This window comes from Blastococcus sp. TF02-8, assembly GCF_003319175.1.
Classification (GTDB): domain Bacteria; phylum Actinomycetota; class Actinomycetes; order Mycobacteriales; family Geodermatophilaceae; genus Blastococcus.
This window is the reverse complement of the sequence record NZ_QOHK01000002.1, coordinates 139,466-150,690: the sequence shown is the minus strand read 5'-3', so window position 1 is coordinate 150,690 and position 11,225 is coordinate 139,466. Positions and strand designations below refer to the sequence as shown.

Annotated in this window: 13 protein-coding genes; 8 read left to right on the top strand and 5 right to left on the bottom strand. The window is 67.7% G+C overall.

What is annotated here, in order from left to right; all coding sequences use genetic code 11:
• Positions 1 to 206: 206 nt before the first annotated feature.
• From DQ237_RS04760 to DQ237_RS19610, 4 genes are all read right to left on the bottom strand, one after another.
• The gene (locus DQ237_RS04760) at positions 207 to 1,391 is read right to left on the bottom strand and encodes a hypothetical protein (RefSeq protein WP_113797713.1); all 1,185 of its coding nucleotides are present in this window, start codon (positions 1,389 to 1,391) and stop codon (positions 207 to 209) included.
• On the bottom strand, positions 1,381 to 1,971 hold the full coding sequence (locus tag DQ237_RS04755; RefSeq protein WP_166509499.1) for an RNA polymerase sigma factor: 591 nt from the start codon (positions 1,969 to 1,971) through the stop codon (positions 1,381 to 1,383). The genes DQ237_RS04760 and DQ237_RS04755 overlap by 11 nt, the downstream gene beginning before the upstream one ends.
• A gap of 171 nt (positions 1,972 to 2,142) precedes the next feature.
• Positions 2,143 to 3,219 (bottom strand): helix-turn-helix domain-containing protein, encoded by a 1,077-nt coding sequence (locus DQ237_RS04750; protein ID WP_113797709.1) that lies wholly within the window; start codon positions 3,217 to 3,219, stop codon positions 2,143 to 2,145.
• Positions 3,216 to 3,524 (bottom strand): hypothetical protein, encoded by a 309-nt coding sequence (locus DQ237_RS19610; protein ID WP_166509498.1) that lies wholly within the window; start codon positions 3,522 to 3,524, stop codon positions 3,216 to 3,218. The genes DQ237_RS04750 and DQ237_RS19610 overlap by 4 nt, the downstream gene beginning before the upstream one ends.
• Before the next feature lie 177 nt (positions 3,525 to 3,701).
• Here DQ237_RS19610 and DQ237_RS19605 point away from each other — a divergent pair, with 177 nt between their 5' ends.
• The 4 genes from DQ237_RS19605 (at position 3,702) to DQ237_RS04720 (ending at position 6,808) form a co-directional block, all read left to right on the top strand.
• Positions 3,702 to 3,980, top strand: coding sequence for a multiubiquitin domain-containing protein (locus DQ237_RS19605; protein WP_166509497.1), 279 nt, complete (start codon positions 3,702 to 3,704; stop codon positions 3,978 to 3,980).
• Complete coding sequence (locus tag DQ237_RS04735; protein ID WP_113797703.1) at positions 3,955 to 5,187, top strand: ThiF family adenylyltransferase; 1,233 nt, start codon at positions 3,955 to 3,957, stop codon at positions 5,185 to 5,187. Before DQ237_RS19605 ends, DQ237_RS04735 begins: the two co-directional genes overlap by 26 nt.
• Positions 5,177 to 5,584 (top strand): DUF6527 family protein, encoded by a 408-nt coding sequence (locus DQ237_RS04730; protein WP_205730076.1) that lies wholly within the window; start codon positions 5,177 to 5,179, stop codon positions 5,582 to 5,584. Before DQ237_RS04735 ends, DQ237_RS04730 begins: the two co-directional genes overlap by 11 nt.
• A 402-nt stretch (positions 5,585 to 5,986) precedes the next feature.
• Positions 5,987 to 6,808 (top strand): abortive infection family protein, encoded by an 822-nt coding sequence (locus DQ237_RS04720; RefSeq protein ID WP_113797699.1) that lies wholly within the window; start codon positions 5,987 to 5,989, stop codon positions 6,806 to 6,808.
• A 783-nt stretch (positions 6,809 to 7,591) separates the two neighbouring features.
• On the opposite strand, the gene DQ237_RS04710 is transcribed toward DQ237_RS04720, so the two are convergent.
• Positions 7,592 to 8,311, bottom strand: a complete 720-nt coding sequence (locus DQ237_RS04710) for a hypothetical protein (RefSeq protein WP_113797696.1) — start codon at positions 8,309 to 8,311, stop codon at positions 7,592 to 7,594.
• A gap of 387 nt (positions 8,312 to 8,698) precedes the next feature.
• On the opposite strand from DQ237_RS04710, the gene DQ237_RS04705 reads away from it, so the two are divergent.
• The 4 genes from DQ237_RS04705 (at position 8,699) to yaaA (ending at position 11,116) form a co-directional block, all read left to right on the top strand.
• The gene (locus tag DQ237_RS04705; RefSeq protein WP_113797694.1) at positions 8,699 to 9,157 is read left to right on the top strand and encodes a helix-turn-helix domain-containing protein; all 459 of its coding nucleotides are present in this window, start codon (positions 8,699 to 8,701) and stop codon (positions 9,155 to 9,157) included.
• Between the two features lies 1 nt (position 9,158).
• Positions 9,159 to 9,713 carry a PIN domain-containing protein gene (locus DQ237_RS04700; RefSeq protein WP_113797692.1) on the top strand — a complete coding sequence of 185 codons (555 nt, stop codon included), beginning with the start codon at positions 9,159 to 9,161 and terminating at the stop codon, positions 9,711 to 9,713.
• 411 nt (positions 9,714 to 10,124) lie between these two features.
• The gene (locus DQ237_RS04695) at positions 10,125 to 10,310 is read left to right on the top strand and encodes a hypothetical protein (protein ID WP_240619414.1); all 186 of its coding nucleotides are present in this window, start codon (positions 10,125 to 10,127) and stop codon (positions 10,308 to 10,310) included.
• 59 nt (positions 10,311 to 10,369) lie between these two features.
• A complete protein-coding gene (yaaA, locus tag DQ237_RS04690) occupies positions 10,370 to 11,116 on the top strand; it encodes a peroxide stress protein YaaA (RefSeq protein WP_113797690.1) in 747 nt (248 codons plus the stop codon).
• The last annotated feature ends 109 nt before the right edge of the window (positions 11,117 to 11,225 follow it).

Sequence of the window (11,225 nt, the reverse complement as noted above, 5' to 3'; positions counted from 1 at the left end):
GTCGCGCCACCGGCCTCCTGCGACCCGATGGCGCGGATGTCGAGCGGCCAGCCGGACGACAAGGCTGTGAGACACCAGCTGCCCGAAATGGTCAGCATCCAGCGGGGCAGCCGAAGGGCCCACCCCCTACGGGGTGGGCCCTTCGCGAGATTGAAGGAGTCGGTAGTCGTGGTCCGGAATTCGCGAGGAGCGCCGGACCACGGCCGTTACGGCGTGTAGGTCACCTGGTCGGCGATCTGTACCACCTGCTCCTGCGTCAGGGTCAACGGCGCCAGGAGCAGGAACAGCTGCCCCTCGTGGAGCTGCCCGACGGTGTACCAGTAGTCCGGATAACCCGGGTCGCCGTTCGCGAGCGCCAACCAGCCTGGCCGTCCCTGGATCGTCACCGATTCCGCCGGACTCGCCAGGAAGGTGGTTCCGTCGAGGAAGTTGTCGATGGTGGTGCCCGGGCCGGGGTCGTACACGCTCAGCCGCAGCATTTGCGTCGGATCGGTGTCATTGGTGAGGTCGAGGCTCCGACTCTCCTCGTAGCCGCTCACCGACCAGCCGGCGGGAGCGAGGGTGAACTGCAGGTTGGTGGGCTGAGGGCGGTCGACGACTGTCTCAGCAGCGGCGACCAGCGCCGTGCTCTCCCCATACGCGTCCTCGCCCATGATCCGCACCCACTGACCATCCGGCCGTTCCCAGATGAGGGAGGCGAAGCCGTTGCCGCGCCGCAGGTCGGCGGCCGCGCCATGGACGGTCACGGTCCCGGCTGCCTCGCCCTCCGACCACCCGGAATCCCACGTGCGGGGGTCCTCGGGGAAGAGGTTGATGAGGAGCCTGTCCCCGGTGGTGGCGTTGAAGTAGTCGGCCGTGTACACGAGAGGATGCCCCTCGTGCAGGGGCTCTCCGCCGACGCGGCTGAAGGTTGGCGTCAGGTCCTCCGGCGCGGGCTCCAGTGACAGCGGGAAGGCGAGCTGCTGGGCTGCGACCAGCCTGATCCCGTGGTCCGGTGACACCGGGGACTCCGAGGGTGCCGCGACCTCGCCGCTCGGCGGCTCGGCCGGGGCGACGACGACAGCCGTGGTCCAGGCCGCCGCGACGGCGAGAACGGCGGCACCCATCCGGAGCACAGTCTTTCGGGTGGGGCGCCGACGCCGGGGTGCGGTTGTGCCGCTGCGGCGCTGGCGGGCGTCGGCGACCAACTGCTGGGCGGCCAACACGCTGGCCGGCGTCTCCGCCGCCGGAACTGTGGTGAGAACCCGTCCCGGCGCGGTGGTGGCGGTCGGCTGCTCGTCGCCGGTGGTGTGCAGATAGTCGAGGAAGGCCTCCGGCAGGGCCGGCAGGTCTTCGGCGCGCACGCCGCGGGCGGCGAGCAGGCGGGTGTCCAGATCGTGTTCAGTGGTCATGGCGGCGGCGCTCCTGCAGCTCGGCGTGGTCGGACGTGAGGGAGGCCCGCAGTCGCAGGCGGGCGCGGTGTAGCCGACTGCGGGCTGCGCCCGGTGTCAGGCCGAGAACGGCGCCGGCCTCGGTGGGACTCAACCCCTCCCATGCGGTAAGGGTGACCAGTTCCCGGTCGTCGGCCGGCAGTGCGTCGAGTGCCTGGCGGACCTGCCGGGTGTCGGCCCGACTCTCGTGGATCCGGGCCGGATCCGGAAGCGCGGCGACGTCGAGGTGCTCGGCCAGGCGCTGGCCGAGCCGCTGCGCTCGATGATCGCCGCGGGCGGCGTTGGCCAGGCACCACCGGGCGACGCCGAACAGCCAGGCTCGGGCTTCCTCGGGCTCGTTGGGCAGCTCAGCACGTCGTCGCCAAGCCACCAGGAAGGTCTCGGCGGTGACGTCGAGGGCGTCCTCGCGGCTGGCACACCGGCCTAAGGCATAGCCCAGCACAGCGGTGCCTGCCGAACGGTACAGCCGGTCGAACTGGAGTTCGGGATCGGATTGGGGTGGACCGAGGGAAGGGGCCGCAGGGCCCGGCGAGACGCTCACGTCCTGTACATGTCCGGCACACGCACAGCGTTTCAGGCAGGACCCGCAAACCTCGCGAATTGCGTCCCTTGTGTCACAGGCAGGTCGCCCAGCGCGAGGCCGGCGCCCTGACCTCGCGCGGCGCCCCCTGCCATCAGCGGTCAACCAAAGAAGAAGAGCCGGCGCACAGGGTCACCAAGTCTCGAGGACGCCCGTAACGGTCGGGGCGTTGCGCGCGAGGGTCGTGCGCCAGTCCAGCACCTGGCTCTGCTGGAGTTGGCCGACAATCACGATTGGCGCTAGGCGGCGCTCGCTCGCCACGGTCTCGACCCACCCCGCGCCGATACGCGCCGGCGGTGTCGGGAGCGGTGTAGGCAAGAGCCATCCGCCGGCTCGTCTGTCGGCCTCGTTCTCCTTCGCGTCGGTCTCGTCATGGTCGTCCAGCGTCTCCACTAACACGTCGGACGAGACATGGCCGAGAATGACGTGGGCCACCTCGTGCAATAGCGTCCACAACACTTTGTCCAAGCGCTTGCCTCGCCCAGAGAGCGCAATGGTCGGGGTCTTATCAAGCATGAAGGCGCAACCGTCAATTTTGGCGCCCGATAATGCCTCGACGTAGACGAGGACGACGCCAGTGTCCGCGAAGCTTTCGGGCAGGCCGCGGAAGCCGGCCGGACTACTGAGCAGTGTGGGCAGTTGTGCCGCCAGTCTCTCTAGCTTGGATTTGGAGAACGGCTTGACGCCTGTGCGTTTGCGGGCCGCGCGCCTAACACATGCCACCCAGGCGACTTGCACAGAGGATACAGGCTCGTCGTGGTTACTCCGCCGAGCTGCTATGTGGAAGGCGGGGTCATCGTCGATGTTGTCCAACTCTAAGAGTTCGGCCACCTCTTCTTCGAGCTCATCTAGATTGCCCCCAACCAGTACCCCGCGTTTGCGCAATGTCGCGACCGGCACCAATCGGTTGAGGCGCGCGCGGCGTCGTACTTCTGACAACTCCTGCTGTGTCCTAGCGCTTTTTGCCTGCTCGCTCAGCAAGTATTCATCTTGAAAGCTGAGCCAGAACTCGGGCGTCTGACCCAGGGCTGCCCCGATCTGTGCCGCCGACTCGCGAGTTACTTCCTTCTTGCCGTTCACGATCTCGGAGACGAATTGCACCGGTCGTCCGAGCACGGCGGCGAATTCCGCCTGGGTCCACCCGTGCGCCTCGATCTCCTCGGCGAGGAATCTGCCGACAGGCACCGGGTCGGGCACGCGATCGCTCATCGTCCTGAGTCCGTTCTGGTGGGCGCGATATCCAGCATCGCTGTGATGGGAGTGCTGTCCGCCTTGAAGGCAAGGGTGAGGGCGCGGTCGGAGCTCAGTTCAGTGCCGAACCGTCCGGGATCGTCGGGATCGGTGCGCAGGCGCAGGGAGCGCAGCGACAGGACGTCGCTGGGAATCCGCCCGGCTCGGATGCATTGAACGACGAGGCGCAGGCGGCTGACCTCGGCATGGCTCCAGCCCGGCGGCCGCACCCCTGGCGGCGTCGCGGCATCACGCGCTCCGCGATCGAGGTACTCGATCTCCATCGGCCCTTCGCTCATTGGGTGATGCGGCACAACGTATCGCTGGGAACTTCGGCGGCCGACCCGCCTCGCCCCCGACACGCCGGTCGTAACTATGCCATCACCCCAGGGGTGAAGGACTGCTACCGTCTACCAGCGATGTCTGGGCGGCCAGGCACGAACCAAGGGAGCGAGCGCGTGATGACCGAAGTCGAGCTGTCGGCCAAGAACCCGACCAAGGACAAGGACTACGAGATCGTGATCAACGGGTCGCGCTTCGAGGTCGACGCCGAGACCGTCACCTACGAGCAGGTGGTCAACCTGGGATTCCCCCACGGGGACCCCAACGTCATCTACTCGGTGGCCTATCGCAAGGCCAAGGGCGGGCACGGCGGTAGCGGAACCCTGGTGCCCGGCACCTCGGTGACCGTGAAGAAGAAGGGGACGAGCTTCGATGTCACTGCCACGACTCGTTCGTGACAGCCCGGATCTGTCGCGGCTCGTCAACGAGGGGTACGCCGTCCGCATCTGCGCCGGCCACCTGGTCGTCGACGACATCCCGTTCGTGACCGCCGGGGGCACCGTCGTCCGCGGCAGTCTCGTCTGCCCCCTGGACATCCAGGGCGAGACCACTACTCCGCCGCAGACCCACGTGATGTGGTTCACCGAGATCCCGCACAGCAAGGAGGGGATGGAACTCCAGGCTCTGGTCCACCAGCGCGGACCGATGCAGCTCGCCGGCGGCCTGATGGCGGCGTGCAGTTCCTCGATGAAGGCGCACGGCCGCGGCTACACCAACTACTACGACAAGGTGGTCGCATACGCCGGGCTGATCGTCGGCCACGCCCAGGCCATCGACCCCACGGCGATCCCCACCACGTTCAAGCCGGTCGTGTCGGACGAGACCGACAGCGTGTTCAAGTACCTGGACACGAACTCCAGCCGTGCAGGCATCACCGTCCTGGCGGAGAAAATCTCGCTGCCCAAGGTCGCGATCGTCGGTCTTGGAGGGACCGGCGCATACCTGCTCGATCTGCTCGCCAAGACGCCGATCCGTGAGCTGCACGTCTACGACGGCGACGTCTTCTCCACTCACAACTCTTACCGGTCACCGGGCGCGGCCAGCATCGAGGAACTCAACGCCGCCCCGCTCAAGGTGGACTACCACGCAGCCCGGTACGGACAACTGCGATGGGGCGTCGTGCCACACCCGCAGTACGTCACAGCGGACAACGTCGACGAGCTGCTCGAGATGAGCTTCGTGTTCCTCGCCATGGACGCGAACGAGGACAAGAAAGTCATCATCGACGCGCTGACCGACGCGGGAGTGCCGTTCATCGACACCGGGCTGGGTGTGCGCCACGACACCAGCGGCCTGGCCGGGCTCCTCCGCGTCACAACCGGCCTGCCCGGGCAGCAGAGCCACATCCAGGAACACCAGCTGATCTCCTACGAGCTCGGCGACGGCGACGAGTACGAATCGAACATCCAGGTGGCCGAGCTCAACGCGCTCACCGCCACCCTGGCCGTCATCTCCTTCAAGAAGCGCTACGGGTTCTACGGCGACAGCCAGAACGAACTGCACTCCCTCTACCGAATCGACACCAACGAGATCATCAACCGGTACGGCAACGACGAAGCCGAAGAGGACGGCCCGACGGAGGCGGACACGACCGGTGAAGAGTGAAGAACTCGAGCCCGTCTTCGTCGAGTACGTGCCGATGGACCTGGCCGGCGGGATCCTGTACGTCTCGATGGAGTACGCGACCGCCTCCCACCAATGCGCGTGCGGATGTGGCGTCAGGATCGTGACTCCGCTGGGCCCCGCCGACTGGATCCTGACCTTCGACGGGCAGGTCACCCTGTCCCCGTCGGTGGGCAACGGACAATTTCCGTGCGGGTCGCACTACCTCATCCGGAAGAACCGAGTCGTGTGGTGCAAGCCCATGACGCGAAGTGCTGCACTAGCCACCCACACGCTCGACACCGCACAGCGCGCACAGACCTACGGGGACGTTGCTCCCCGTGCCGGTGTGCTGAGGAAGCTGAGCCGCTGGCTGCGCCGACTCCTTGGGCGCTCATGACGTTGGCGGTCACGAGATGTCCGAGGGCCTTGCCCGAGCACGGCCGTGACGTGGTTGGAGTGAAAGAGAACCCTCCGAGGGCACGCGAAACGGTCAGAGCTGTGCTGCAAGATGCGCCGAACGCACTAAAGGGCTGAAGGTGGAGTAAGCGGTGAGATCACGGATAGCTGGCGCGTGGACGGGCTGGGATGGCAGCACCGTCGTTACGCTGGAGAACGGGTCGGTATGGCAGCAGGCGGAGTACTACTACCGCTACCAGTACAAGTATCGCCCTTTTGCGGTCATTAGCGGAGGCAAGATGCAGGTCGACGGCATGGCCAAAGCCGTCAGGGTGCATCGTCTTCGGTAAGCGCCTGAAAGTGGACAATGGCGTGCGCCTTCCAGGTTAAGGAGAATGAGCCAGTGACGCAGCCGCCCGTCAGCGACGAGGTCAGCGCCGCCCTGGCGCGGTTCTTCTTCTCGGGTGACGGCCCGTCACACTCCAAGCTGAGCAACGCCTTCACTGGCGCCGGCTACGGCGCCGATGATCCGTACTCGGCGACGACCCAGACCCCGAACAAGGAAGTCCGAGTACGGACCGTTCTGGGAGCTGCCCGACGTCGGCGAGCTCGCGCGAGAGAACTTGTCGACGCCCTTCTGGTCCAGCTGCGTGTACATGGAAGCTTCGATCCCGACCGGCCTGCCTTCGCCTCCCGCGAGACGGTCAAGACTGCCCAGCGGGCGTTCGGCCGGTGTGGATGGACGCTGACAGATGATGGCATCCTCAGCGTGGCCGGTGCCATTGACCTGGCGACCGGCGGCCGCGAGGCGCTTGATGAGCAGGTTGACCGGCTTCGCCGGTCGACCGAGGATCCAGGGCAGCTGCTGGGTAGCGCCAAAGATCTGCTCGAAGCGGTGGCGAAGTTTGTCCTGGAGGAACTTGGCCTGGAGGAACCGAAGGGTGCGGGCTTCGATCACCTGTGGTATCTCGCCCGGGAGCGCCTCGGGATACTTCCCGAGCAGGTCGACCCAGCCCTTCCCGGCGCTAGCAACATCAAAGCGATCCTGCAGAGCTCTTGGAAGATCGCCGAACAAGTTAACAAGCTCCGGGTCCTGCAGGGCACCGGGCACGGTCGCACCTTGCCGACGGGCGTTAGCGCGGACCTGGCGCTACTGGTGGTTCGGGAAGCATGCAGCGTCGCCGAGTACAGCCTTGTTCAACTCGATCGGCAACGACATCACTAGCAGTGTCCAGGTCGTGCTTGTTACCGCACGATGATCCCTTTGCCCGCGTCTCGCGTAGCGATCGTCAGTGAGAAACGCAGTGGCGCCGCAAGGGCAGCCCGGCACGGCTCGCCCGTCACCTGCGCGGTGAAGTCGAACTCCTCTGGGTGGGGGAACTCGCGGAAGGTCGCCTTGTCGTCCAAAAGGTGCGAGCTCGAGGTAGCTGAGCCGGTCGTCATCGACGAACAGGAGCAGCAGCGCCCCGGCGGCGCCGGCCTCGAGAACGACGCGGCGGTCCCACTCGCCCGGCGTCGTGCCGGAGCGATCGGTCAGCTCGATGGACGGGCACGTCCCGCAGTTGCAGCGGTCCCCAGCGCGCGTGTCCGGCACCTGCTGCAGCCAGCGGTCGCGGTCCTCACCCGTGATGACGACGTCGCCGTCCGCAGAGACGCCGCGCGTGATCAGCGCGACGAGAGCGGCCTGCTCCCGAGAGGTCAACGGGCGCGGCACCGCCTCCGCCACGGACGCATCCACGCGGACATCTTCGCGTATCAGCCGATAAGCCAAGGTCAACCGTCGTCGCCCCGGATGGCGATCGGCTTGTGTGTGTCCCGCGCGGCGATCCCCTTGTGCGCTTCCCGCACGGCGATCCCCTTGCGCGCACCCCGCGCGACAGTCCGCCTTATGAGCTTCACGGACCGAAGCCTGACCGGGGCTCGCTTTCAGTTCGAAGCGCGCCGTTCCATTCTCCGCCGGGTAGCAGCCGCCGCTATGGAGGTTCCCGATACGAGGCCGGGGAACTGATCAAGATGAGCCGAAGATGTCGCTTAGGTTAGGGATTAGGGCCACCCCCGCACCGACGATGAAGCCTAGGAGCGCGACCCTGGCGTCCCTGCGGTGGTTGGCGCGCATAAGCCGGATCTCCCTTCGCGGCGTTGGGTCGACGATCAGCACGCTCTGACGGTTCCTCGACCGAGTAGCGAGGGGGCGGGCCCAGCGCAACAGAGCGACCGTTCCCAACACCCCGACGACCGCGGCCGGCGGCCATAGCAGGGGGGATAGCTCGCCGGTAGACGCTGCGGCGGCAGGGAGAAGGATTAGTGCCGCCATCGCAAGCCCGGCGGCAACCCACGGCCAGCCTGCGAACGTCGGCCGGGGACGACCCAGCTTGACGATCAGTCGAGCCATCTCGTCCGTCACCTGGTTCAGCCGGACGGGGTCGCCGCAGGTGACTGACAAGGAGCCGTACAGGCCGACTTCCTCCGTGCCGACCCGAATGAACGGGAAAGGGTCCTGAGGACCCGCTCCCTCAAACTGCAGCACACCCTCGGGCAGGCGCCGCCCGGTCTCCAGGGTCAAGAACTCAAGGTCGACGCGGCTGGGATCGTCGAGCCGCTCGGGTCGAACCTCATGACCGGTAAGACTGCGCATCACGAGCTCGGCCCCGTCGCCGGACAGCCGGACCATCTCTCTGCCGACCTCGCGGACTGCAGTCAGATCGAGAGACAGCCGGTCGAAGACCACACCGCGGCGTCCCGCAGTGGCAGGCTCCCGGTACGCGTCCCCGGCGTTCCGATAGCCCGGCCCTCGCCGCCACCACACCATCGTCGATCCCCCCCGCGTCACACGTGCTGGAGGACCGTAACGGTGAGTGCGCGTCACGACGGCGGGCGGGGCCTCGCCGGACTCCGACCACGTGGCGGGACGTCACCCAAGCAAGGGCGCCCGGTCACCCGGCCGGGTCAAGTAGAAGCTGGGTTCGGCCGATAGACACTGCGAGCGTTGCGCTTACTGCGATTGCTGCGGATACTGCTGTCAGGTGTTTCGGGGGCGTCGGGGGTGCTCTCCCGGCGACGACGCAGCCCAAGGCTGCGGCTTCGCCGACACACTAGAAAGAGGAAGAGGCTGATCATGACATCGCTGCTTGACCCACCGATCCAGCCCGACGCGACCGATGTGACGACCGCGGCCGACGCGGTGAAGAGCGTCAAAAACTATCTGCGCACCCACAAGCGCAAGGACGCCGTGCGTCTGGTCGTCGAGGACGAGCACCGGGACACCCTCGTCGTCCCCCGGGCGGCGGTCGAACTCCTCGCCCGAGTCCTCGCGCACATGGCCGCTGGCGAAGGTGTCTCGGTGGTCCCGTCCCACGCCGAACTCACCACCCAGCAAGCCGCCGACATGCTCAACGTGAGCCGCCCCTACCTGATCAGTCTGCTCGAGCGCGGTGAGATCGAATACCGCAAGGTCGGCAGCCACCGCCGGATCAAGGCGGAGTCTCTGCTGCGATACATGCGCGAGGACGACCGCACGCGGCGCGCCGCCGCCGACGAACTGACCGCACTCAGCGAGGAGATGGACCTCCTCTGACGTGGCTTCGTTCATCGTCATCTACGACGCGAACGTCCTTTACCCCAGCCTCCTGCGCGACCTGCTGATCCGGGTCGCGCAGGCAGGACTGGTCCGCGCCCGGTGGACCGATGAGATCCTCGATGAGGTCTTCTGCAACCTGACCGAGGACCGTCCCGATCTGGACCCCGAGCGGCTGGCTCGCACCCGCACGCTGATGAACGACGCCATCCGGGATGTCCTGGTCACCGGCTACGAGCCGCTGAAGGAGGTCCTCGACCTTCCCGACGCCGACGACCGGCACGTCCTGGCTGCCGCGATCAAGGTCGGCGCCCAGATGATCGTCACCAACAACCTAAAGGACTTCCCGGTCGAGAGCCTGGACTCGTGGGACATCGAGGCCCGCAGCGCCGACGAGTTCCTGCTCTCGATGGTCGACCTGAACCCGAAGGTCGTCTTCGGCGAGGTCCAGCGCATCGCTGACAGCAAGCGACGCCCGCCGATGAGCATCGACGAAGTGCTCACCGCCCTGAGCAACCAGGGCCTCGTAGAGACGGTCACCGCTCTCCGCTCATGACGCGCCAGTCGCGGAGTGGCTGGGCCGAGCAACGGCGCTGCCCCACCGACGTACCGGCTACCGTCCGCGTGGTTGCCCTCCGCCCAGTTCTCCCTGTCCGACCCCATAACCCGCCCTCTCCGTCGGTTGCGGCCGGGGGAAGGGTGGGCCGGAGGCCCATCCCCGCAGGGGACGCGTCAGCGCCCTTCCGGCGGCCGGAACCGACGGACAGAATCCGGCGGTCGTGGGGGGCGGTCGCGGCGCCTGCCTGTCGCTCGCCCCCGTACACCCGGATGGGCACCTCGATGGAGTTCGGCTCGCTGGGGCACACTTGGGGCACATGATCTTGCTATTGAGACCGATGGGCACTGATTGGCTGTGATGTATTCATGCAGCTCAGGCTGCAAGTCGCCGCCTTTGACCTGGTCAGGCATGCCCGGTCACACCTACTGGGACTACACGCAGCTGCGCTTCCCGCGCCGCGAGGGCATGCGGATCGACTTCGTGCTCGGCTCCCCCGCGCTGGCCGGCCGGGTGCAGCACGCGTTCATCGACCGCGAGGAGCGCAAGGGCAGGGGCGCCAGCGACCACGCGCCGGTCGTCGTCGACCTCTCGTGAGCCTGACGGTGCGGCCGCGTCCCGGGTCCCGCCCCGAGCCTGCGACGGGTGGGTAGGACGTGGTCCTCCTGCTCCTCCCCCCGTCCGAGACCAAGGCGCCCGGGGGCGACGGTCCGCCGCTGGACCTGAGCGCCCTGACCGCGCCGGAACTCACCGGCGTCCGGACGACGGTCGCCGAGGCGCTGGTCGACCTGGCCGGCGACCTGCCGGCGTCCCGCGCGGCCCTCGGGCTGTCGCCGAAGCAGGACGCCGAGATCACCCGCAACGCGCAGCTGTGGACCAGCCCGACCCGCCCGGCGCTGGAGCGCTACACCGGCGTGCTCTACGACGCGCTCGACGTGCGCTCCCTGACCCGCGCCCAGCGGGCCCGCGCCGACCGGCGGCTGGCCGTGGGCTCGGCACTGTTCGGCGTCGTGGCGGCGGCGGACCCCATCCCCGCCTACCGGCTCTCCGCCGGCTCCTCGCTCCCCGGGCTGCCCGGCCTGCGCACGCTGTGGAGGCCGGTCCTCTCCCCCGTGCTGGCCGCCGTCGACCAGGTGGTCGTCGACCTGCGCAGCGGCGCGTACGCGGCGCTCGCGCCGGTGCCCGGGGCGGTCACGGTCGACGTGCTCAGCGAGCGCCCCGACGGCACCCGGGCCGTCGTCAGCCACTTCAACAAGGCGCACAAGGGGCGCCTCGCCCGGCTCCTCGCGACGACGAGCGGCGAGCCGGACTCCGTCGTGCGGCTGCGCGCGCTGCTCCGCCGGGCGGGGTTGCACGTGGAACACGACGGCGGCACGGCGCTGACGCTGGTGGTGCGCGAGTAGCGAGACGTGGCTCGCATTCCGCCCGGTTGGTTGCGCACAACGCGCCGGGCGTGACATAACTGCTCGGGCCGAGCTGCTCGAGCAGGTGGGTGGAACCGGTCAGGACATC

Excerpts from the sequence above, each read along its gene's own strand:
- DQ237_RS04760 (WP_113797713.1), bottom strand. The coding sequence starts at position 1,391 with ATGACCACTGAACACGATCTGGACACCCGCCTGCTCGCCGCCCGCGGC.
- DQ237_RS04750 (WP_113797709.1), bottom strand. The coding sequence starts at position 3,219 with ATGAGCGATCGCGTGCCCGACCCGGTGCCTGTCGGCAGATTCCTCGCC.
- DQ237_RS19610 (WP_166509498.1), bottom strand. The coding sequence starts at position 3,524 with ATGGAGATCGAGTACCTCGATCGCGGAGCGCGTGATGCCGCGACGCCG.
- DQ237_RS19605 (WP_166509497.1), top strand. The coding sequence starts at position 3,702 with ATGACCGAAGTCGAGCTGTCGGCCAAGAACCCGACCAAGGACAAGGAC.
- DQ237_RS04735 (WP_113797703.1), top strand. The coding sequence starts at position 3,955 with ATGTCACTGCCACGACTCGTTCGTGACAGCCCGGATCTGTCGCGGCTC.
- DQ237_RS04705 (WP_113797694.1), top strand. The coding sequence starts at position 8,699 with ATGACATCGCTGCTTGACCCACCGATCCAGCCCGACGCGACCGATGTG.
- DQ237_RS04695 (WP_240619414.1), top strand. The coding sequence starts at position 10,125 with ATGCCCGGTCACACCTACTGGGACTACACGCAGCTGCGCTTCCCGCGC.